A 22,223-nucleotide genomic window follows, 5' to 3' on the forward strand; every position below is an offset into this window, starting at 1 on the left:
TTCTCACTACGGCTGGAGCTTGTGGTGGAGTCCGTCGGCGACGAACTGTTCGGCGATCTCGACGACCTTCGTGCCCTCGGAGAGCGTCACGATGCCCCCCGTCTCGCCGGAGAGGACGGCGTCGCGGAAGGCCTCGTGTTCCGTCTTCAGGGGTTCGCGCTTGTTGAGTGCGAACCGGATCACGTCGCCCTCCGAGACGCCGCGGAAGGAGGAGACCCCGTCCCACGAGTTCTGCGCGACCCCGTTCTGGAAGTACGTCAGGTCGGCGGTGAGCGTGTCGGCGACGAGGGCGCCGTTCTCACCGGTCACCACGGTCGTGCGCTCCTTGAACGGGCTCAGCCAGTTGACGGTGTGGGTGGCGATCGTGCCGTTGCTGAGGGTCGCGACGGCGATCACGAGGTCCTCGTGCTGGCGGCCGCTGCGATGCGCGGTGCGCGCGTTAACGGTGACGTAGTCCTGCTGGCTCACCCATGCGGTGAGGTCGATGTCGTGGGTGGCGAGGTCCTTGACGACGCCGACGTCGGCGATCCGCCCTGGGAAGGGGCCCTGCCGACGCGTCGCGATCTGGTAGATCTCGCCCAGCAACCCGTCCTCGAGCCGCTGCCGCATCGACTGCAGCGCGGGATTGAACCGCTCGATGTGGCCGACGCCACCGACGAGCCCGGCCGCACTGAAGACCCGTTCGAGCTCCCTGGCGGACTCGGAGTCGGATGCGACCGGCTTCTCGATCAGTGCGTGGACGCCGCGATCGGCGAGCGTGCGGCCCAGATCGAGGTGGTAGATGGTCGGGGCGGCGACCACGCAGTAGTCGAGGCCGAGATCGAGGAACGCCTCGAGCTCCTTGATGACGTCTCGGCCCTCGATGGTGGCCGGGACGGCGGGAGCCGGGTCGTACACGCCGGCGAACTCGACACCCTCGAGCGAGGCGAGGACCCTGCTGTGATGCCGCCCCATCACGCCGAGTCCGACCACCCCGGCACGGAGCATCAGGAGCCCGCCTTCGCCACGGCGTTGACGACCGAGACGATCGTCTCGAGGTCGCCCTCGCTGAGGGAGGGATGCACGGGGAGCGAGAGGCACTGGGCCGCCACACGGGCCGTCACCGGAAGTTCGAGCGACTGGCCGAACGACGGCAGCTCGTGGATCGGTGTGGGGTAGTACACGCCGCTTCCGACGCCCCGCTCCGCGAGTTCCGCGGCGAACGCATCGCGATCGGTGTCGACGACGCGAACCGTGTACTGGTGGAACACGTGGGTCCGACCTGCGGCGATCGGGGGGGTCACGACCCCGCGAAGGTGCTCGCTGAGGAACGCGGCGTTCTGCTGCCGCTGGCTGGTCCACGCCGCGAGCTTCGTGAGCTGCACCCGGCCGATCGCGGCGTGCAGGTCGGTCATGCGCGTGTTGAAGCCCACGATCTCGTTGGCGTAGCGCTTCTCCATGCCCTGATTGCGCAGCAGGCGGACGTTCCGGGCGATCTCGTCCGACGCGGTGGTGACCATGCCGCCCTCGCCGCTCGTCATGTTCTTGGTCGGGTAGAAGGAGAACGAGGCGGCCGTGCTCCATGCGCCGACCGGAGTGCCGTCGATGGACGCGGCATGGGCCTGTGCGGCGTCCTCGAAGAGGATGAGGCCGTGCTGCTCGGCGATGCGGGTGAAGGCCGGCATGTCCGCGGGGTGACCGTAGAGGTGCACGGGCATGATGGCCCGGGTCCTCGGCGTGATCATCGACTCGACCGACTCGGGGTCGAGGCAGAAGTGGTCCTCCTCGACGTCGGCGAACACCGGGGTCGCGCCGGCGAGCGCCACCGCGTTCGCGGTCGCGGCGAAGCTGAAGGAGGGCACGATGACCTCGTCGCCCGCACCGATTCCGGCGGCGATGAACGCCATGTGCAGCGCCGACGTACCGGAGTTGACCGCGATGCTGTGGCGGCCCGCGACGATGGCCGAGAACTCGGACTCGAAGGCGGCGACTTCGGGGCCCTGGGCCAGCATGCCGCTGCGCATGACGCGGTCGACGGCCTCTCGCTCCTCGTCTCCGATGATGGGGCGTGCTGCGGGAATCATCTACTTCTCCACCTCGATGAGCGTGTCAATACCGGTCTCCTCGTACATGTCGCCCGTCTCGGGGCAGCGCCAACGTCCGTCGGGCTGCTGCTCCAGGGGTCGCCCTGCGCGCCCGACCCATGCGACGCGGCGGGCGGGGTTGCCGACGACGACGGCGAAGTCGGGGACATCCTTGACCACCACCGAGCCGGAGCCCACGAGCGCCCACCGACCGATGGTGACCGGGGCGATGCACACGCTGCCCGCACCGATCGACGCGCCGGTCGACGCATGCACCCCGACGGGCGACCAGTCGGACGCGGATTTCAGCGATCCGTCGGGGTTCACCGCTCGGGGGTACTGGTCGTTCGTGAACACGACCGACGGGCCGACGAAGACGCCGTCCTCGAGCACGGCCGGTTCGTAGACGAGCGCGTAGTTCTGGACCTTGCAGTGGTCGCCGAGCCGCACTCCGGTTCCGATGTAGGCGCCTCGCCCGATCACGCAGCCTTCGCCGAGCACGGCATCTTCACGTACCTGGGCGTAGTGCCAGACCTTCGAACTCGATGGGATCGACGCGGATTCTGCGACGTCGGCCGTTGCGTGGATATGGTCGACACGCGAGTTCATCCAGTCTCCGATATTCAGGTCTGCGGTAACGAACCCGATCATCCTAGGCGCTAACGACGTGCCCTTCCAATCCGCGCGCACCCGCTCACTCGATGCGCTCCACCGCCGGAACCGGCGGCCGCCCCGCCGCGAGCGCATCCCGCCAGCTCATGTCCCGCGCGGCCTTCACGGCGCAGACCACGAGCAGCAGCCATCCGCCGTCGACGAGCGCGAAGCTCTCGGCGAAGCTCGTCACCGCGATGACGACGAGCATGAGCGCCGGCCACACGTAGACGACGCTGCGCCGGCTCGACGCGAGCAGCCACGAACGCACGAGCGCCACCCCGACGAGGGCGATGAACGCCATTGCACCGATCACGCCGATCTGGAAGTACGCGTCGATGTACGCGCTGAGCGCCGACGCGTGGGGGCGTCCGGTGGCCAGCCCGATCCAGGTGTAGGGAGCGGCATCCGGCCAGGTGCCGACCCAGCCCCAGCCCTGCAACGGGTTGTGGTTGAGGTACCGGCTGAGCTCGCGCCACACGTCGAGCCGCACGTCGAACTCGGCCCTGGCGTCGAGGAGTTCGATGATGCGGATGCGGAAGATCCAGGCCGTGATGAGCCCGACCACCGCCACGGCCAGCAGGGCCAGCTGCCACCGCCAGCGGTTGGCGGGACTGGCGCGGCGCAGCCCGTAGAGCGCGGCGAGGGCGAGCAGCGAAGCGCCGAGTGCCGACCACGTGGTGGGGGAGCCCGCCAGCACGATGCACACCGAGGCCAGGACGACCGACGAGATCGCGACCGCCCGCTTCATGATGTGCGTTCGCCACTCGACGATGAAGGTGAGCAGGGCGACGAGCGCGACGAACCCGAAGAGGTTCCGCGAGCCGAACAGTCCCTGGATCGGACCCAGCCCCGCGAGGTTGCCCTGGATGCCGAGGAACGCGATGGGCACGTCGAGGAGCACGCCCGACAGGATCTCGAGTGCGAGCGAGACACCGAGGAGCATCCGCATGACGTCCCCGAACGCCCGCACGATCTGGATGGTGTCGCGCATGAGGGCGACGTAGATCCCGAGGAACGCGAAGGCGACGAGGTAGAGCACGCGGGTCGCGGTCGTTCCCGGGGCCGCGGCGCCCGGCGCACTCCAGAGCACGGATGCCGCAGCCCAGCCGACGAACACGAGGATCGTGATCGGCAGGATCCCGTACCATTCGACGGCGCGCCACCGGGCGATGAGCGAGAGGCCGCAGAGGGCGAGCAGGCCCGCGAGGGCGGCCAGCAGGCCGGGCCAGCCGATGAGGCTCCGGATGGCGTGGGTGGAGAATGCGAGCCCGACCGCGAGGAGCGTGAGTGCCTGCGCGAAGCGGGCGGAACCGACGAAGTCGCGGAGCAGGCTCGCGATCACCGGGCTTCCTCGGGTCGTCGGCGTCGGGCTGGCAGTGGCGGCTGTTCGGCGGGCAGCGGCTCATGCGTCCACTGCCGCTGCTTCGTCGACCATGCGATCACGATGAGCAGCAGCCAGCCGCCTTCGATGAGGATGCGGCTCTCCGCGAGGCTCTGCGCAGCGAGCGCCACGAGCAGGAGGAGCGGCGCGAGCGCGGCGGCCGAGTGGGGGAGCGGCCGCCCCGTGGGGTCCACCGGCCGGTCGACGGCGAGGAACCAGGATCGCCAGAGCGCCCCGATCACGATCGATGCGAACGCGATGACCCCGATGACGCCGAGTTGGAGCCACACGTCGAGCCACGCGTTGTGCGCCTGCAGGTACTGCACGCCCTTGCGCACGGCGAGCCCGTCGAACGGTTCAACCCATGGCGCCCAGTAGCTCATCCACCCCCAGCCGAACCAGGGTCGCTCGACCGCCAGCCCGATGACGGCGCCCCAGATGTCGAATCGTCCGGTGACGTCCTCGCTCTTGCCGAAGGCGGCGAGCAGCTGCTGCCAGAACACCACGAGCAGCGTGACGGATGCCACGAGCGCGCCACCCGCCGCCCAGTAGACGCCGCGACGATGGTCGGGCCCCGCCCGACGCGCCCAGAGTGCGAACCCGAGCGCGATGAGCACGACCACCGCGACGAGGATGACGGTCGCGGATCGCGTGAGGACCATGACGACGCCCGCGACGACGAGCCAGCCCACGCCCTGGGCGCGCCGTACGCTGCCGGCGGCGAGCAGCGTGCCGAACACGATGAGCCCGAGCAGCGCGATCATGCCGAGCAGGTTGCGGCTCGCGACGATCCCCTCGATGGGGCCGCCTCCGAAGAGGAGGGCCCTCGACCAGTAGAAGGCCATGGGCAGCTTGCCCTCTTCGGGGTCGAAGTCGGGGAAGAAGGGGATGACGGGGTGGCGCACGAAGGTCGCGACCACGAGCTCGAACACCAGCGAGAGCGCGAGGATCCACTTGACGGCCCCCGCGAGGCAGCGCACGAACCGCGACCAGCCCAGCACGAGAACGAGCGTCACGGCCACGAACGTGGTTGCGAGCGTGATGAGCACGGCGATCGCCGATTCCGGGCGGTACGCCGACCAGGCGATCGAGACCGTGGCGAGGATGAGGAACGCGATCGTCGACTTCGGCACCCGGCGCCACTGCCACGTCGGCCGCTCGGCGATCACGATCGCCACCGCCGCCACGATGACGAGCAGCGCGATCGCGCCGAAGCCCCACCAGCCGAGGAGGTTCCGCCAGAACTGTCCCGCGAGGGCCGTGAAGATGGCGAAGGTCGCGTACGCGCCGATCAGGGAGCGGCGCCGGCCTGGGGTCATGCGTCCAAGGCTATCGCGCGCGAGGTTGCCGGAAGATGACGGATGCCGCGACGACGCGGGGGCGCCACGTCGCCCTTGCTAGGTTGGAGCGACGTCCGGAAGGGGGCCATCGAGCATGTTCATGGCGATCGACAACACCCCGCGCGACTACGCGTGGGGATCGACGACGGCGATCGCGGAGTTCCGTGCGGTGACGCCCTCCGGGGGACCCGAGGCGGAGCTGTGGCTCGGAGCACATGCCGGCTCGCCGGCGCGAGTCGTGGGCGGGGCATCCGTCGACCAGGCCGACCTCGCGGCGTGGATCGCCGCAGAGCCCGAGCGCGCGCTGGGCGCCGAGCAGGCCGCCCGCGGTGCGCGGCTGCCGTTCCTCCTGAAGCTGCTCGCGGCGGGGGCGCCGCTGTCGTTGCAGGCGCACCCGACCACCGAGCAGGCGCGCGCGGGCTTCGCGCGCGAGGAGGCCGACGGCATTCCCATCGACGCCTACGACCGCAACTACCGCGACGAGTATCACAAGCCCGAGCTCATCGTCGCGCTGAGCGACACGTTCGAGGCCCTGTCGGGGTTCCGTCCGCTCGGCGAGGTCCGCGACATCCTCGGCGTGCTCAGGGCTGCGGATGCCGCCTCGCCGGCGCCCGAGTCCGGCGCCCTCGACCTGCTCGAACAGCACCTCTCGGGCGCCGAACCGCTGCGCGACACCGTGGAGTGGCTCCTCCGCGACGGGCGCGGCGAAGACACCGGAGAGGCCGCGTGGGTCGTCGAGCGGGTGACCGCGCTCGCCGGATCCGACGAAGCCCGGCGCTCGGCGTATGCGCTGTCCTTCGAGACCGTCGGTGCGCTCGCCGACGCGTATCCCGGAGATCCGGGCATCGTGATCTCGCTGCTGCTCAACCGGGTCCGGCTGCACCGCGGCGAGGCGCTCTACCTCGCCGCGGGGAACATCCACGCCTACCTCGACGGGCTCGGCATCGAGCTCATGGCGGCGAGCGACAACGTGCTCCGCGGCGGGCTGACGCCCAAGCACATCGACGTCGCCGAGCTCGTGGAGGTGCTCGACTTCACGCCGGTCGACCCGCCGCGGCTGGCACCCGAGCCGGTCGCGCCCGGCGTGGTGGCGTTCCGTCCCGACGTGCCGGATTTCGTGCTCTACCGTGCGGAGCCGGGGTCGGATGCCGCGCGCGTCGTCATCGACGGGCCGGCGATCGTGCTCGCCGAGGCCGGTGCCCTGCGCGTCCATGGCGCGTCCGGGGGAGCGAGCCTCGCGAGGGGTGCCGCGGTGTACGTCACGCCCGACGAGCGGGCGCTCGTCATCGAGGGCGACGGCATCGCGTGGGTGGCGACGACCGGCACCACCGTGGCATCCGTCGACTGATTCGGCGGCCGGGGACCGGTCAGCCGGCCGCGCGCACCCCGAACAGCCGCCGGTACTGCGTGGGCGTGGTCTGCAGCACCTTGAGGAAGTGGTGCCGCATGACGGCGGCCGCGCCGAAGCCGGTCTCGCGGGCGATCTCCTCGAGCGTGAAGGAGGTCTCCTCCAGCAGTTGCTGGGCGCGCAGGAGGCGCTGGCGGTTGAGCCAGGCGTTCGGCGTGGTGCCCGTCTCGGCGCGGAACCGCCGCGCGAAGGTGCGGGGCGACATGAGCGCCTTGCGGGCGAGCAGGTCGACGGTGAGGTCCTGGTCGAGGTGCTCCAGCATCCACTCGGTGACCTTGGCGAAGGAGTCGCTGCCGCGGTCGGGCACGGGGGTCTGGATGAACTGCGACTGGCCGCCGTCGCGCTGCGGCGGCACCACCATGCGGCGGGCCACGATGTTGGCCGCACTGGCCCCGAGCTCGGTGCGCACGACATGCAGTGCGGCGTCGATGCCCGCGGCGGTACCCGCGCCCGTCACGACCTTGCCGTCCTGCACGAAGAGCACATCGGGGTCGACCTCGGTCTTCGGGAAGGTGCGCGCCATCTTGTCGGTGTACATCCAGTGCGTGGTCGCCCGGCGCCCGTCGAGCACGCCCGCGTGCCCGAGCGTGAAGGCCCCCGAGCAGACCGAGAGCACCCAGGCGCCGCGGTCCACCGCGTGCCGGACCACGTCGAGCACCCGCTCGTCGGGCGGCGTGTCGATGAGCGAGGCCGGCACGGCCACCAGGTCGGCTTCGTAGGCGAACTCGAGGCCTTCGGTGACGAGGATGTCGAAGCCGAGCTTCGTGGGGATGGGGCCGGGGTCGGCAGCCACCACGTGGAAGTCGAACGTGGGCCCGCCGTGCTCGGTACGGTCGATGCCGAACACCTCGCAGATGACACCGAACTCGAAGGGCGCCATCTGCGGGATGGCCAGGCAGGCGATGGTCTGGAGCACGAGATCCTCCGAATGGCAGAAAAGAATCGATCAGGGGCCACTCTGCCACTACCGGCAGGATCTCGCAAGGCGTACATTTACTGCCATGAACACACTCGTCTTCCTCCTCATCGCCGGCCTCGCCGTGTGGGGTGTGCTGGCCACCGTGCTGCGCCTCGAGGGCGACGGATACGGACGGCCGGAGATCCGCGACCGCAACCGGCACGCGGAGAACCTGCCGACCCGGTCCGTCTGAGCCGGCGGTCCCGCCAGCGCCATCCGTGATCCCGCTCCCGCGCCCGATCACTACGATCGAGTGAGCGCGGGGAGCGGCCCCGCGCGGAGAGCGGGAACATGAGCTGGATGGTCACCGGAGGGGCCGGGTACATCGGCGCCCACGTCGTACGGGCGTTCGCCGAGCAGGGCATCGACACGGTCGTGGTCGACGATCTCTCGAGCGGCCGGCACTCCTTCCTGCCGCAGGCCACCCCCTTCGTGCAGGGAACCATCCTCGACGGTGAACTGCTCGAGACCGCCATCCGCCGCCACGGCGTGCAGGGCGTCGTGCACCTGGCCGGGTTCAAGTACGCGGGCGTCTCCGTCAGTCGTCCCCTGCACACCTACCACCAGAACGTCACGGGCACGGCCACCCTCCTCGCCGCAATGGAGGCCACCGGAGTCGACCGCATGGTCTTCTCCTCGAGCGCAGCCGTCTACGGCACGCCCGACGTCGATCTCGTCACCGAGGACACCCAGCGTCATCCCGAGTCGCCGTACGGGGAGTCCAAGCTCATCGGCGAGTGGCTCATCGCCGACCAGGGTCGCGCGGCCGGCCTGCGGCACACGAGCCTGCGGTACTTCAACGTCGTCGGCTCGGGCACGAGCGAGGTCTACGACGTCAGCCCGCACAACCTCTTCCCGCTCGTGTTCGACGCGCTCATCGAGGGCCGCACGCCGCGCATCAACGGCGACGACTACGCGACGCCCGACGGCACGTGCGTGCGCGACTACATCCACGTCGGCGACCTCGCCGCCGCGCATGTCGTCGCGGCACGACGTCTCGACGCGGGGGAGCCCGTGGAGCCCGTCTACAACCTGGGCTCGGGCGACGGCGTCTCCGTGGGCGAGATCATGCGCACGGTCGCCGCGGTGACGGGCATCGCGTTCACTCCCGAGATCGGCCCGCGCCGCCCCGGCGACCCCGCTCGCATCGTGGCCTCCGGCGAACTCGCGGCGCGCGACCTCGACTGGCGCATGCGGCACACGCTGACGGACATGGTCGAGAGTGCCTGGGAGGCGCGGCGCGCGGCATCCGTCGTCTGAGCCCGGGGTTCTCCGAGCTCGACGTCGTCATCTCGGGTGCGCCGCCGACCTCTCCCGGTGTCCCTCGCACTGGGGGATGACATCCGGCGCGATCGAGAATGTAACGTCTGCGGAACACCGTCGGCGTGTCGCGCGCGCGTTGAAGCCTCGAGAGGCGCTTGAGGGTTTACGATCTGCGACTTGACTCTCACGAATTACACCGGTGTAATTGGTCATGACACACCCTCTGGGTGGTCGGTACAACTGGGTGGGAGACGATATGGGCAATCCTGAATATCGTTCTGGAGTACCTGACGATTGGTTCGTCGATCCGGTGAGACTGGGCGTTCCGGGGGTTCGTCCGGGGGCTGCCGACGAGAATCCGTTGGCATGGCAGAGCGACGCGTTATGTGCACAGACCGATCCCGAGGCGTTCTTCCCTGAAAAGGGCGGGTCGACTCGCGACGCCAAGAAGATCTGCACGGGCTGCGAAGTCCGCGGCGAGTGCCTGGAGTACGCACTCGCCAACGACGAGCGCTTCGGCATCTGGGGCGGGCTCTCCGAGCGCGAGCGCCGCAAGCTCCGCAAGCGCGCAGTGTGACGTCGACCCGGTGCGGGCGCCCGCCCGCACCGGGTCGAGGTCGCGTGCCGATGCCGCCCGCCGAGGCATGCCGGCCAGGGTGCCGATGCCGTCGTTCCGATTCGTGGCACGCCCGGCGGGGTCGCGGATGCCGCGCTGAGCGCCGCTTAGGCTGGCCCCGATGTTCCCCAGAGTCACCGCCGTCCTCGTCGTTCGCCACGGCGGCGACCACCTCGAACGCACGCTCGAGGGGATTCGCGCGCAGGTGCGGACACCCGACGCGCTCGTCGTCGTGCTCACCGCCGCCGACGCACTGGCCCGCGAGCAGATCGGCGCGGCCGGGGCGACGCAGGTCGTGGAGCTGCAGCAGGCGCTGAGCTTCGGTGAGGCGATCCGCACGGCCGACCGCACGCTCGACGCCCCGACCTCCGACGCCGACGCGCTCTGGCTCCTCGCCGAGGACTCGGCACCCGACGCCGACGCGCTCGCCGCCCTGACGGCGACCCTCGAGACGGCCCGGTCGGTCGCGGTTGCGGGGCCGAAGCTCCTGGAGTGGGACGAATCCGAGCGCATCGCCGGGCTCGGCCGCACCGTGACGCGCATGGGTCGCAGTGTCCCGGTCGTCGCCGGGGAACTCGACCAGGGGCAGCACGACCGACTCAGCGACGTCCTCGGACTCGACCCGGCGGCGATCCTCGTGCGGCACACGGTCTGGCGCGCGCTCGACGGCTTCGACCCGGGTCTTCCCACGGTCGACGACGCCCTCGATCTCGGGATCCGTGCGCGGCTGGCCGGCCACCGCGTGGCCGTCGTCCCCGAGGCGAGGGTGCGGTTCGCCGCCGACGGGATCGCCGGCCCCGAGGGCGGCGGCCGCGGGCGCACGGCGCGCCGCGGTTCTCGGGCGGCCCGGGCTGCGGAGCTCCATCGTCGCCTCGTGTACGCGCTGGCAGCCCTGGTGCCCCTGCACTGGCTCAGCTTCCTCCCGCTCGCCCTGCTCCGCTCCGTCCGGCACCTGCTCGTCAAGCGGCCGGGCGCGATCGTCGGGGAGTTCGCGGCAGCCCTGACGACGATGTTCGCGCTGGGGCGGGTCGGCCGCGCGCGTCGCGTGCTCGCGGCATCCCGCAGCACCGGATGGTCGTCGATCGCGCCGCTGCGCCTGCAACCCGACGAGGCCCGCCGGCGACGCCAGGCCGCCGCCGAAGCCAGGAGGGTGCGAGCTCGCGGACGCACCGAGGAACTCCAGTTCCTCGGGGCGGGCGGCGGCTGGGTGCTGCTCGCGACCGTCGTCGCATCGGTCGGCCTGTTCTCCTGGCTCATCGGTTCCACCGGAGTCGGCGGTGGCGGCCTCCTCCCGCTCTCGGGGTTCGCCGAGCTCTGGCGCAATGCCGCCTACGGCTGGCGCGACATCGGCACCGGATTCGTCGGGGCCGCGGACCCGTTCGCCGGAGCACTCGCCGTGCTCGGCTCCCTCACCTTCTGGTCGCCGTCGTTCGCCGTGCTGCTGCTCTGGCTCATCGCGATGCCGGCCGCGGCGATGGGCGTCTGGTTCGCGGCATCGCGGCTCACCGAACGAGGCTCCGTCCGTGCGCTCGCCGCCATCGTCTGGGCCGTGGCGCCGATGTTCCTGAGCGCGCTCGCCGAGGGGCGGTCGGGAGCCGTCCTCGCGCACGTGCTGCTCGGCTGGCTCGCGTTCGCGGCGCTCGGTGCGGCGACCTCGTGGGCGGCTGCGGCCACCGCTTCGCTGCTCTTCGCTGCGGTCGTGGCGGCTGCGCCGAGCCTCGCCCCGGCGCTGGTGCTCGGATGGCTCGTCGCGCTCGCCGTGAGCGGCCGCGCCGCCGTGCGGCTGGTCGGCCTCCCCATTCCCGCGCTCGTGCTCGCGCTGCCGCTCGTCGTCGAGCAGGTCGGGCGCGGGACGCCGCTCGCGCTCCTCGCCGACCCGGGCGTGCCGGTCGTCGGTCCCATACCCACGGCCTGGCAGCTCGCGTTGGGACTCCCGGCTGGGGGATGGGGCGGCTGGGAGGAGATCGTGCGGGCGGTCACGCCGCTCGACCCCCGGTGGGTCGCCTCCGCCCTCCTGGTGCCGCTCGTGCTCGCCGCCCTCGCGGCGGTGCTCACCTCCGACGTCCGCCGCACCGTGCTCACGCTCGCCACCGCGCTCGCCGGATACGCGACCGCGGTCGCCGCCACCAGGATCTCGGTGGCCACGGTCGGGGATGAGACCGTCCCCATCTGGTCGGGCGCCGGGCTCAGCCTCGCCTGGCTCGGACTCATCCTCGCCGCGATCGCGTTCCTCCACGCGCTGCGCCGCGGCGCGGCCGTCGTTTCGGCCGTCGTCGCGGTGTTCACGATCGTCGCCATCGTTCCGTCCGTCGTCGCGCTCGCGACCGGTGCCGTGCCGCTGCGCCCGGCGGGTGAGCGGAGCCTCCCCGCCTACGTGGTCGCCCGGGCCGAAGCCGATCCGCGGATCACCACGCTGCGGATGGAGCCCGAGCCCGACGGCGGCATCCGTGCCACCCTCGAGCATGGCACGGGGGTCACCCTCGACGATCAGTCCACGCTGCACCAGACGCGCGCGCAGTTGACCGGCGACGAAGAGGAGCTCGCGACGATCGCCGGCAACCTCGCCTCGCGAAGCGGGTTCGACCCCGAAGCCGCCGTGCGGGAGTTCGGGGTGGCGTTCGTGCTGCTCGCACCTCCTGCCGACGACGGGCGCGAGTCGACGCAGGCCGAGGAGCGAGCGCGCACCGCCCTCGACGGCAACCCGGCGCTCGTCGCCGTCGGTGAGACGGACTTCGGCGGGCTCTGGAGGTTCGTCGAGGCCGAACCGGATGCCGCGGCCGCCCGTGTGCCCGCCGATGCGGGAGGCTGGCTCGCCACCGTGATCACGATCGCGCAGCTCGTCGTCATCGGCGCGGCACTGCTGCTCTCGATCCCGACCGGAGCCGGACGGGAGGCGGACCGTCGCCCCGTGCGCCGTCCGCCGCGTCGCCGGCCCGCGTGGCGGATCCCGACGCGACGACGCCCGAAGACCCCCGAGCCCGTCGTGCCGGCCGCGGATGCCGCGCACGCCGGGGCCGCCGCCGTGGATCCGGAGGCTGCGGAGGCCGCCGTCGCCCCGTACGTCGGCGCTTCGGCTGAGACCTCCGACGACCCGGCCCCGACCGTGACCGACGCCGACGCCGACGTGGACGGCGACGTGGATTCGGGCCGCGGCAACGAGCGGCAAGGAGACGACGATGGCCGTTGATCGCAAGCTCGTCCGCATCGGCGTGCGTGTGCTCGCCCTGGTCGCCGGGGCGGCGATCGCCGTCGCCAGCGTCGCGGCGGCCGCGCTCGTGCCCTGGCCCGAGTACCGGGTCGAGGTGGCTTCCCAGGAGGTGCAGCCCGCCGAGAGCCGGCAGCTGCGGGTCTGTCCCGGTCCGCTGTTCGCGCTCGGCGAGGACCCGGCGGCGGCGACCGCGGTGTCATCCGTCGGCCCGGCCGAGCTGGTGACGGCGACCGAGCCCTCGGGCGTTCCGCTCGAGCAGGTGCCGCTCGCCGCGCCGGCCAACGCGCGGGCCGCCGAGGACGGCACGCCGGTCGCCATCGCCGCGGAGCCCGGCGGCGTCGACGCCGGCATGCTCGCGGGCGCCCAGTCGCAGTCGGTCGGGAGCGAGACCCTGGCGGGCTTCACCGCGGCGGCGTGCGCCGAGGCCGTCGCCGAATCGTGGCTCGTCGCGGGCGCGACGAACCTCGGCCGCAGCGGAGTCGTGCTCCTCTCGAACCCCTCGGCGGTCGCCGCGACCGTGGACCTGCGCGTGATCGGCGAGACCGGCCCCGTCGAAGCACCGTCCGCGCTCGGCATCACCGTGCCCCCCGGGACGCAGCGCGTCCTCCCGCTCGCGGGCCTCGCCCCCAACCTCACCTCGCCCGTGGTGCACGTCACGAGCGCGGGCGGAGCCGTTGCCGCGAGCCTCGAGCACTCCGTCGTCGTCGGGCTCGCGCCGGCGGGCATCGAGCTCACGGGCGGGACGGCGGCGCCGTCGACCCGTCAGGTCATCCCCGGAGTCGTGGTGCCGCAGGCGGGCGGGGTCGAGGCGACCGAAGACCATGCCGACGGCGACGACCATCCGATCGTCCGGTTGTACGCGCCCGGCGAGGAGACGGTCGACGTCTCCATCGGCGTCGTCCCCGAGTCGGGATCGGGCGGGGACACGATCGAGGCGGCGCTCGAGCCCGGACGGGTCGTGGATGTGCCGCTCGGCGTGCTCGACGCGGGCACGTACACGATCCGCATCGAGGCCGACGCGCCGGTCGTCGCCGCGGCGCGCGCGACCGTCGGCGGCGCCGAGGGCGAGACGGATGCCTCCGCGCCCTCGGATCTCGCATGGACGGTCGCCACGGCGCCGCTCCTCGAGGCGGCCGTGGTCGCCGTGCCCCGCGGGCCGTCGCCGACGCTCCACCTCGTGAACCCCGACGCCGAGGCGGGGGCCGAGGTCACGGTCGTGAGCGGCGGATCGGAGCAGGTCGTCACGGTGCCGCCGGCGGGGGCGGCCTCGGTGTCGCTCGGGGCAGGGGCATCCGTCGTGCTCACCGGCACCGAGGGGCTGCACGCGACCGTTTCGTTCGCCGGCGACGACGGGCTGGCATCGTTCGGCGTGCAGCCGCCGAGCCCGCTCGACTCGCCGATCCGGGTGTATCCGCGCTGAGCTGCGTCGAACTGAGCTGCGCTGGCGCTGCGCACCGACGGCACTCCTCGCGGCGGCGCGCTGCTCAGAGGTGGCGGTAGCGCCCCGGTGCGAGCTCCCACGGGTCCTTGTCGAGCAGCTCGGCCACGGCGCGGAACACGCAGCTCTCGATGAGCAGCTTCTCGTCGCGGTCCTCGCCTTCCTGGAGCCGCAGGAACCGCACGATGGGGAGGCGGTAGAACGTGATGCGGCGTTCGTCGTGCCAGACCTTCCACCGGTCGATGTGGTCGCCGTGGATCGCCTCGGCCGGACCCTGCGCGACCTCGAACACCACGCCCTCGAGTTCGGGCCAGAGCCCGCGCAGGTACGCGGCGGTCGTGGCGATCGTGAAGTCGAACTCGTCGAGCCGCGTGCGCAGCGGCTCGAGGTGCGGGCCGGTCACGGCCGAGCGCATGCCGCGCCCGTGCCGGTCCCGTGCGAGTCGCCGGGGGGAACGGGGCGTCGCGACACGACGGGATCGAGGCATGCCTTCCATCGTAATGTCCCCGCCCGTCGCTACTCTGGTGGAGCCATGAGACGTTGTTCGCGCACCGCATGCGCCGCCGAGGCGGTCGCGACGCTCACCTTCGACTACGCCGACTCGATGGCCGTGCTCGGGCCGCTCGCCGTCGCGCGGGAGCCGCACGGCTACGACCTCTGCGCACGCCATGCCGAGCGCACCTCGGCGCCCGTCGGCTGGCAGATCGTGCGGCACGTGTCACTCGGTGGGGTAGGTTTCAAGGCGTGAATCCCGCTGCATCATCCGAGGCTCGCGCGCGCCTCGACGCCATCGTGAAGGCCTACGACGTCCGCGGAATCGTGGGGGAGGGCCTCACCGACGAAACGGTGGAGTCGCTCGGCGCGGCCTTCGTCGACGAGGTCGGCGCGGCCGGAGACCGGGTCGTCGTCGGGCACGACATGCGCGACTCCTCGCCCGGATTCGCGGCCGCCTTCGCGCGCGGCGCCACCCGCCGCGGTGCCGACGTCGTCTCGATCGGCCTCTGCTCGACCGACGAGACGTACTTCGCCTCGGGGTCGCTGAACGCGCCCGCGGCGATGTTCACGGCGAGCCACAACCCCGCCGCCTACAACGGCATCAAGTTCTCGCGTGCGGGCGCACAGGGCATCTCGCTCGACACGGGGCTCGCCGCCATCCGCGACCGTGCCGCCGATTATGTCGAGCAGGGCATCGCGGATGCCGCTACCGCCGGTTCGGTCACCGAGGCCGACGTGCTGGCCGACTACGCCGCGCACCTCCGCTCACTCGTCGACCTCAGCGGCATCCGCCCCTTGAAGGTCGTCGTCGACGCCGGAAACGGCATGGGCGGACTCACCGTTCCGGCGGTGCTCGGCGAGGCCGCAGGCCTTCCCGCGCTGCCCCTCGAGATCGTGCCGCTCTACTTCGAGCTCGACGGCACGTTCCCGAACCACGAGGCCAACCCGCTGGAACCCGCCAACCTCGTCGACCTGCAGCGCGCCGTCGTCGAGCACGGTGCCGACCTCGGGCTCGCCTTCGACGGCGACGCCGACCGCTGCTTCGTGGTCGACGAGCGCGGTGAGGCCGTGACGCCGTCGGCGATCGCCGCGATCGTGGCGCTGCGCGAGATCGAGCGCGTTCGGGCGGCGGGCGAGCACGACGTCGTCGTGATCCACAACCTCATCACCTCGCGCATCGTGCCCGAGACCATCGAGGAGGCCGGGGCGCTCGCGGTGCGCACGCGGGTCGGCCACTCGCTCATCAAGGACCGCATGAAGGAGACCGGGGCGGTCTTCGGCGGCGAGCACTCGGCGCACTACTACTTCCGCGACTTCTGGGGTGCCGACAACGGCATGCTCGCCGCCATGCACGTGCTCGCCGAGTTCGGCGCGCAGGATGCCCCGCTCTCCGCGTTCGCGGCACGGTTCGACCCCTACGCCCTCTCGGGCGAGATCAACTCGACCGTCGCCGACATCCCGGCCGCCTACACCCGCATCGTCGACGCGTTCACGGGTCGAGGCGACTTCGACGAGCTCGACGGGCTCACCGTCACGGGCGTCACCGCGGGCGACGAGCCGTTCTGGTGGTTCAACGTGCGGCCCTCGAACACCGAGCCGCTGCTGCGGCTCAACGTCGAGGGAGAGGATGCCTCGACGATGGCGGCGATCCGCGACGAGGTGCTCGCGCTCATCCGCGCCTGACCCGAGAGGGTCATCCGTGCCTGGCCCGAGAGGGCGAAGTGAAGAAGGGGCCTGGATTGAACACTCGTTCCGCGCGGATCGCGCTCGTGGTCGCACTGTGTGCCGCACTGACCGGCTGCGCCGCCGGCGCATCCGACGGGGTGCCGGCGAGCCCGTCCTCGATCGAGTCGCCGACCTCCTCGCCGACCCCCATCCCGAGCGCTGAAGAGCCGACCCAGGATCCCGAAGACCCGAGTACGTGGATCATCGACGGCGCAGGCATCGGGCCGCTGCGCCTCGGTGCGGCATTCGATGCCGGGACGCCCGCGGCGGGACCGTACGCTGCCGAGACGATCGAATGCTCGAATCCTTCCGTGAACTCGCTCGTGGCCGACGGGTTCGCACCGCTGACGGTCGTGACGGCCGAGGCCGGCTCAGACATCGTGCTGCTTCAGGTGACGAAGTGGGACGCATCGGTCGACACCGCATCTCCGGCGACCACCGAGGGCGTGGAGCTGGGGATGGACGCTGAGGAACTCCAGGCCGCGTACCCCGGCATCCAGCCGAACGGGGTGAGCAACAACTCGACCACGTACGCCGTCGAGGACGGCGACGGGTGGATGGTCTTCTGGACCCTCGACGACCAGATCGTCCTGATGGCGTCGTCGGCCCAGCCGATCCTCCCGTCGGAGCTCTGCGGCTGAACGCCACGTCGTGACCACGATTTCCGGGTGGACCGCAGCCGGAACACGCCCACCTGACAGAATGGTCGGCATGGATGCCGCCGTCACCACCGCCCTGCCGTACAAGGTCGCCGACCTCTCGCTCGCCGAGGCGGGCCGCCATCAGCTGCGCCTCGCCGAGAACGAGATGCCCGGACTCATGGCGCTCCGCGCCGAGTTCGGCGAGTCCAGGCCGCTCGCCGGGGCGCGCATCGCGGGCAGCCTGCACATGACGGTGCAGACCGCGGTGCTCATCGAGACGCTCGTCGCGCTCGGCGCGCAGGTGCGCTGGGCGAGCTGCAACATCTTCTCGACGCAGGACGAGGCGGCCGCGGCGGTCGTCGTCGGCCCCGACGGCACGGCCGACGATCCCAAGGGCGTGCCCGTCTTCGCCTGGAAGGGCGAGACCCTCGAGGAGTACTGGTGGTGCACCGACCGCATCTTCGACTGGAGCGCGGAGGCCGCGGCATCCGGAGCCGACTGGATCGGCCCCAACATGATCCTCGACGACGGCGGCGACGCCACGCTGCTCGTGCACCAGGGTCGCGAGTTCGAGGCCGCAGGCACGGTGCCCGACGCGACGGATGCCACGAGCCACGAGTTCCGCGTCGTCCTCGACACCCTGCGCCGCTCGCTCGAACTCAGCCCCGACCGGTGGACGCGCATCGCCGCCGAGCTCAAGGGCGTCACCGAGGAGACCACCACGGGCGTGCACCGCCTCTACGAGCTGCACGCCAAGGGCGAGCTGCTGTTCCCCGCCATCAACGTCAACGACTCGGTGACGAAGTCGAAGTTCGACAACAAGTACGGCATCCGCCACTCGCTTCCCGACGGCCTGAACCGGGCCACCGACGTGCTCATGGGCGGCAAGGTCGCGTTCGTGGCCGGGTACGGCGACGTGGGCAAGGGCGCCGCCGAGGCCCTCCGCGGACAGGGCGCACGCGTCATCGTGAGCGAGATCGACCCGATCAACGCGCTGCAGGCGGCCATGGACGGCTATCAGGTGTCGCGCCTCGAGTCGGTGATCGGCGAGATCGACATCCTCGTGACCGGCACCGGCAACAAGGACGTGGTGCGCGTCGAGCACCTCCTCGGTCTCAAGCACCTCGCGGTCGTCGCGAACGTCGGCCACTTCGACAATGAGATCGACATGGCCGGCCTCGAATCGCTGCCGGGTGCCGAGCGCATCGAGATCAAGCCGCAGGTGCACGAGTGGCGCCTGCCCACCGGCCGCAGCGTGCTCGTGCTCAGCGAGGGACGTCTCATGAACCTCGGCAACGCGACGGGGCATCCGTCGTTCGTCATGTCGAACTCGTTCGCGAACCAGGTGCTGGCGCAGATCGAACTGTGGACGCGACCCGAGGCGTACCCCGTGGGCGTGTACGTGCTGCCGAAGCACCTCGACGAGAAGGTGGCGCGGCTGCACCTCGACGCCCTCGGCGTCGAGCTCACCGAGCTCACTCCCGAGCAGGCGGCCTACATCGGCGTGCCCGTCGAAGGTCCGTACAAGGTCGACCACTACCGGTACTGAGTCGCGTCGCTCCCTGAGCCTGTCGAAGGGAGCCTGTGGAGGGGAGCCTGTCGAAGGGCGGGCTCGCCGTCACCGGCTCATCGAGCGGAACCGGCGCGGATGTCGCGCCTCAACGCTCGGGGAACCCCAGCGGCTTCGTGGTGAGCTGCGCCGCGAGCGCCGCCATGCGACGGTCCTCGATCGCGAGCGCCGCGAGGTCGCGGTCGCGCCGGAGGGCGACGACCGCCGCGAGGAACAGCTCGGGCGGGGCATCCGGCACCGGTGACACGAAGGGCGTCACCTCGGCGGCGAGCGAAGCCGCGACGCGGCCACGGCTCTGCGGGGTGAGGTGCTCGACATTGCCGAAGAACGCGGCGACGCGCCGCGCGACCGGATCCGGCAGTCGCCCGACGTCGGCCACGGTCGACCAGCCGGCGAGCTCGGGCGGCACCCCGAACGCCGTCTGCGGCAGCCTCGGTACGCGCTCGACCTGGGAGTGGGTGCCCGCGAGCAGATCGCCGAGGCGCTTCGACGACGGATTCAGGAACCCGACGAGCACCGCGAGGCCGCCGAGCGTGAGGTAGATCTCGATGACGCCCGTGAGCGCGCGGATGAACGCATGCCGGAACCCGATCGCGCCGCCGTCGTCGCGCACGACGCGCAGGCCGAGCGCGAGCTTGCCGAGCGACCGTCCCCGCGAGGCCGTCTCGACGGCCGTGGGCAGCACCACGATGCAGAACACGAGGCCGCCGATGATGATGGCGCGCGCCGCGGCCTCGTCGACCGGCACTCCCGACAGCGCCCAGAGCAGCCCGAGCATGAGCACGATCGTGACGATCACGTCGATCGCAGCGCCGCCGGCCCGGATGAGCGCGCTCGCCGGGCGGACGTCGAGGGTCACGGCCTCGCCGGTGACGACCCCCTCGTCGTCGAATCGGGCGGCCCGGCTCAGGGTCCCGGTCGCGTCGGCCATGGGTAGTATTCAAGCAGATGGACCTCGACGCGCTCGCCACCGCCCGCCACGACGACTGGGACCGGCTCGACGCGCTCTCGCGGTCGCGGCGGCTCGGCGGCCCCGGCGCCGATGAGCTCATCGAGCGGTATCAGGGCGCGGCATCCGACCTCTCGCTCGTCCAGACGACGGCGGGCTCGACCGCCCTCGGTGATCGTCTCTCGATCTCGCTCGCGCGGGCTCGGCTGCGGTTCACGGGCGCACCCGAGAACCCGCTCCGGCAGTTCACGCGGTTCGTCGTCGTGAGCCTGCCCGCCGCGCTGTACCGGCTGCGATGGCCGACCCTCGCCGTCGCCGTCGTCACCTTCGCGGTGGCGGCGCTCTACACCTGGTGGATCGGCGGCGATCCCCGCGTGCTCGCCACCCTCGGCAGCGAACGAGAACTGCGCCAGTTGGCCGAGGAGGGCTTCGTCGCCTACTACTCCGAGAACCCCGCGGCCTCGTTCGCGGGCGCCGTGTGGACGAACAACGCGTGGATCGCGGCGCAATGCGTCGCGTTCGGCATCACCGGTGTGTGGGTGCCGTACGTGATCCTGCAGAACGCGCAGAACCTCGGCATGACCGCCGCGGTGATGTTCGCCTTCGATGAGGCCGACACCTTCTTCCTCTACATCGCCCCGCACGGCCTGCTCGAACTCACGTGCGTGTTCGTGGCCGCCGCCGCCGGCCTCCGCATCTTCTGGGCGTGGGTGGCGCCCGGCCCGCGCACACGGGGGGTCGCGCTCGCCGAGGACGCCCGTTCGCTCTTCTCGGTCGCGATCGGGCTTGTCTTCTTCCTCTTCGTCTCGGGGCTCATCGAGGGCTTCGTCACCCCGGCGCCGTGGCCGTGGCCCGTGAAGATCGGCATCGGGGCGGTCGCACTGGCCGGCTTCCTCGCCTACATGATCGTGCTCGGCGGCCGGGCGGCACGGGCCGGCGAGACCGGCGACCTCGTCGAGTTCGACGCCGGCGCCGCCCGCATCGCCGCCGGCTGACCCCGAGCCGGGCCGACTGCGCCACGAGCGCGCCCGCTCTGCCACTTCGCGTGGCGTGGAGGGCACCGGAGTGGCGCGGAGGTGTGGAGGTGTGGCGCGTGCGCGCGGCGGGCGAGGCGCGGAGGTGTGGCGCGTGCGCGCGGCGGGCGAGGCGCGGAGGTGTGGCGCGTGCGCGCGGCCTCAGAGCCGGCCGGTGGCCTTGAGCTCCAGGTAGCGGTCGGCGAGGGCGGGCGGCAGCTCCTGCGGCGCCGCCGACACGGTGATGGCGCCGAGCCGACGGATGGCCGCCCCGACACGCTCGCCGTCGAGGAGCGCACGCTCGGCGGCGGCCGCGCGGTAGGCCTCGTCGAGGGAGCCGCGCTCGCGGGACGCGGCCACCAGCGCCGGGTCGGCGACCGAGGCCACGATCACGGTGTGCCGCGCCGTGAGCTGCGGCAGCACCGAGAGGAGGCCGCGCGCGCTTCCGGGCGAGTCGGCGGCGGTGAGCAGCACCACGAGCGCGTGCCGGCTCGTGACCCGACGCACCTGGCCGGGCACGGCGGTCCAGTCGGCCTCGATGAGCTCGGCGTCGATGCCGGCCATCGTGTCGACCATGCGGGCGAACAGTTCCGCACCGCTCGCCCCGTGCACGCGGCCGCGGAGACGGCGGTCCCATGCGAGGAAGTCGACGCGGTCGCCCGCGTGCGAGGCGAGCGCGGCGAGCAGCAGCGCCGACTCCCAGGCGGTGTCGAGCCGCGGCTCGTCGGCGATGCGGGCGGCCGCGGTCCGCGACGTGTCGGCGACGATGACGATGCGCCGGTCGCGCTCGGGACGCCAGGTGCGCACCATGAGCTTCATGTTCCCCGGAACCTCGGGATCGGCGTGCCGCGCCGTCGCCCGCCAGTCGATCGAGCGCACGTCGTCGCCGCGCACGTACTCGCGGATCGAGTCGAACTCGGTGCCCTGTCCGCGGATCAGCAGCGGCGTGCGCCCGTCGATCTCGCGCAGGCGGGTCAGGCGCGACGGCAGGTGCGCCCGGGAGTGGAACGGCGGCAGCACCCGGAGGCGCCCGGGCGCCGCGAGGGTGGCCTGGCGACTCCAGAGCCCGAGCGGGCCGGCCGAGCGGATCGTCACCTGCTCGGTGCGGCGGTCGCCGCGCCGCCACGGTGTGAGCTGCAGGGTCATCCGTCGCCGCTCGCCGGGCGGCACCCTGAGCGACGTGCGGTTGGCGCCCGCCACGCCGGCCGAGGGTTCCCAGCCGTCGCGGACGACGGCGCGGAGCATCCGCCCGCCCAGGTTCTGCACCGCGAGCTCCGCCGTGACCGATTCGCCCAGCCGCACCCGGTCGGGCAACTCCCGGCTCAGCGCCACCCGCCGCGGCGACGCCGCGAGCGAGAGGTCGAGGGCGCCCGCGCCGAGGGCGAGCGCCAGCCAGCCCACGAGGGCGAGCCAGGCGGCGTCCGCACCCGACAGGCCCGCGGCGACGACGGGGACGACGCCGAGCGCGACCAGGAGCACGAACCGACCGGTGACCGCCATG

General features: G+C 72.0%; 20 protein-coding genes. 11 read left to right on the plus strand and 9 right to left on the minus strand.

The annotated features are described in order from the left end of the window. Positions 1 to 6 precede the first annotated feature (6 nt). The 5 genes from ACVFI9_RS06560 to ACVFI9_RS06580 form a co-directional block, all read right to left on the minus strand. The gene (locus tag ACVFI9_RS06560) at positions 7 to 987 is read right to left on the minus strand and encodes a Gfo/Idh/MocA family protein (protein ID WP_474765244.1); all 981 of its coding nucleotides are present in this window, start codon (positions 985 to 987) and stop codon (positions 7 to 9) included. Next, complete coding sequence (locus ACVFI9_RS06565; RefSeq protein ID WP_474765245.1) at positions 987 to 2,063, minus strand: DegT/DnrJ/EryC1/StrS family aminotransferase; 1,077 nt, start codon at positions 2,061 to 2,063, stop codon at positions 987 to 989. Before ACVFI9_RS06565 ends, ACVFI9_RS06560 begins: the two co-directional genes overlap by 1 nt. Next, positions 2,064 to 2,672, minus strand: coding sequence for an acyltransferase (locus ACVFI9_RS06570; protein ID WP_474765246.1), 609 nt, complete (start codon positions 2,670 to 2,672; stop codon positions 2,064 to 2,066). A gap of 85 nt (positions 2,673 to 2,757) precedes the next feature. Beyond that, on the minus strand, positions 2,758 to 4,059 hold the full coding sequence (locus ACVFI9_RS06575; RefSeq protein ID WP_474765247.1) for an O-antigen ligase family protein: 1,302 nt from the start codon (positions 4,057 to 4,059) through the stop codon (positions 2,758 to 2,760). Then, positions 4,056 to 5,417: an O-antigen ligase family protein gene (locus ACVFI9_RS06580; protein WP_474765248.1), complete on the minus strand. Its 1,362-nt coding sequence runs from the start codon at positions 5,415 to 5,417 to the stop codon at positions 4,056 to 4,058. The genes ACVFI9_RS06575 and ACVFI9_RS06580 overlap by 4 nt, the downstream gene beginning before the upstream one ends. A 121-nt stretch (positions 5,418 to 5,538) precedes the next feature. Here ACVFI9_RS06580 and manA point away from each other — a divergent pair, with 121 nt between their 5' ends. Next, complete coding sequence (gene manA / locus ACVFI9_RS06585) at positions 5,539 to 6,786, plus strand: mannose-6-phosphate isomerase, class I (RefSeq protein WP_474765249.1); 1,248 nt, start codon at positions 5,539 to 5,541, stop codon at positions 6,784 to 6,786. Between the two features lie 19 nt (positions 6,787 to 6,805). Here manA and ACVFI9_RS06590 read toward each other — a convergent pair whose 3' ends face one another. Next, positions 6,806 to 7,762 carry a GlxA family transcriptional regulator gene (locus ACVFI9_RS06590; RefSeq protein ID WP_474765250.1) on the minus strand — a complete coding sequence of 319 codons (957 nt, stop codon included), beginning with the start codon at positions 7,760 to 7,762 and terminating at the stop codon, positions 6,806 to 6,808. A gap of 85 nt (positions 7,763 to 7,847) precedes the next feature. Between ACVFI9_RS06590 and ACVFI9_RS06595 the strand changes: the two genes are divergently transcribed. From ACVFI9_RS06595 to ACVFI9_RS06615, 5 genes are all read left to right on the plus strand, one after another. Next, entirely contained in the window at positions 7,848 to 7,997 is a 150-nt protein-coding gene (locus ACVFI9_RS06595) for a hypothetical protein (RefSeq protein ID WP_474765251.1), read from the plus strand. A 98-nt stretch (positions 7,998 to 8,095) separates the two neighbouring features. After that, on the plus strand, positions 8,096 to 9,064 hold the full coding sequence (gene galE, locus ACVFI9_RS06600; RefSeq protein WP_474765252.1) for a UDP-glucose 4-epimerase GalE: 969 nt from the start codon (positions 8,096 to 8,098) through the stop codon (positions 9,062 to 9,064). A gap of 259 nt (positions 9,065 to 9,323) precedes the next feature. Then, complete coding sequence (locus tag ACVFI9_RS06605; RefSeq protein ID WP_474765253.1) at positions 9,324 to 9,644, plus strand: WhiB family transcriptional regulator; 321 nt, start codon at positions 9,324 to 9,326, stop codon at positions 9,642 to 9,644. 160 nt (positions 9,645 to 9,804) lie between these two features. Next, the gene (locus tag ACVFI9_RS06610; protein WP_474765254.1) at positions 9,805 to 12,870 is read left to right on the plus strand and encodes a glycosyltransferase; all 3,066 of its coding nucleotides are present in this window, start codon (positions 9,805 to 9,807) and stop codon (positions 12,868 to 12,870) included. Continuing rightward, complete coding sequence (locus tag ACVFI9_RS06615; protein ID WP_474765255.1) at positions 12,860 to 14,311, plus strand: DUF5719 family protein; 1,452 nt, start codon at positions 12,860 to 12,862, stop codon at positions 14,309 to 14,311. Before ACVFI9_RS06610 ends, ACVFI9_RS06615 begins: the two co-directional genes overlap by 11 nt. Positions 14,312 to 14,375: 64 nt before the next feature. On the opposite strand, the gene ACVFI9_RS06620 is transcribed toward ACVFI9_RS06615, so the two are convergent. Beyond that, positions 14,376 to 14,816, minus strand: a complete 441-nt coding sequence (locus ACVFI9_RS06620) for a hypothetical protein (RefSeq protein ID WP_474765256.1) — start codon at positions 14,814 to 14,816, stop codon at positions 14,376 to 14,378. Positions 14,817 to 14,861: 45 nt separating this feature from the next. On the opposite strand from ACVFI9_RS06620, the gene ACVFI9_RS06625 reads away from it, so the two are divergent. The 4 genes from ACVFI9_RS06625 (at position 14,862) to ahcY (ending at position 18,739) form a co-directional block, all read left to right on the plus strand. Further along, positions 14,862 to 15,077: a DUF3499 family protein gene (locus ACVFI9_RS06625; RefSeq protein ID WP_474765257.1), complete on the plus strand. Its 216-nt coding sequence runs from the start codon at positions 14,862 to 14,864 to the stop codon at positions 15,075 to 15,077. Further along, positions 15,074 to 16,507, plus strand: coding sequence for a phosphomannomutase/phosphoglucomutase (locus ACVFI9_RS06630; protein WP_474765258.1), 1,434 nt, complete (start codon positions 15,074 to 15,076; stop codon positions 16,505 to 16,507). Before ACVFI9_RS06625 ends, ACVFI9_RS06630 begins: the two co-directional genes overlap by 4 nt. A gap of 56 nt (positions 16,508 to 16,563) precedes the next feature. Continuing rightward, positions 16,564 to 17,190: a hypothetical protein gene (locus tag ACVFI9_RS06635; RefSeq protein WP_474765259.1), complete on the plus strand. Its 627-nt coding sequence runs from the start codon at positions 16,564 to 16,566 to the stop codon at positions 17,188 to 17,190. Between the two features lie 70 nt (positions 17,191 to 17,260). Beyond that, positions 17,261 to 18,739 carry an adenosylhomocysteinase gene (gene ahcY / locus ACVFI9_RS06640; protein WP_474765260.1) on the plus strand — a complete coding sequence of 493 codons (1,479 nt, stop codon included), beginning with the start codon at positions 17,261 to 17,263 and terminating at the stop codon, positions 18,737 to 18,739. Positions 18,740 to 18,848: 109 nt separating this feature from the next. Here ahcY and ACVFI9_RS06645 read toward each other — a convergent pair whose 3' ends face one another. Beyond that, the gene (locus ACVFI9_RS06645) at positions 18,849 to 19,691 is read right to left on the minus strand and encodes an RDD family protein (RefSeq protein ID WP_474765261.1); all 843 of its coding nucleotides are present in this window, start codon (positions 19,689 to 19,691) and stop codon (positions 18,849 to 18,851) included. A gap of 17 nt (positions 19,692 to 19,708) precedes the next feature. On the opposite strand from ACVFI9_RS06645, the gene ACVFI9_RS06650 reads away from it, so the two are divergent. After that, positions 19,709 to 20,704, plus strand: coding sequence for a stage II sporulation protein M (locus ACVFI9_RS06650; protein WP_474765262.1), 996 nt, complete (start codon positions 19,709 to 19,711; stop codon positions 20,702 to 20,704). 180 nt (positions 20,705 to 20,884) lie between these two features. Here the strand turns inward: ACVFI9_RS06650 and ACVFI9_RS06655 are convergent, their stop codons facing one another. Then, positions 20,885 to 22,222 (minus strand): DUF58 domain-containing protein, encoded by a 1,338-nt coding sequence (locus ACVFI9_RS06655; RefSeq protein WP_474765263.1) that lies wholly within the window; start codon positions 22,220 to 22,222, stop codon positions 20,885 to 20,887. Position 22,223 lies beyond the last annotated feature (1 nt).

It is taken from the genome of Agromyces sp. NSFZ, assembly GCF_056156205.1.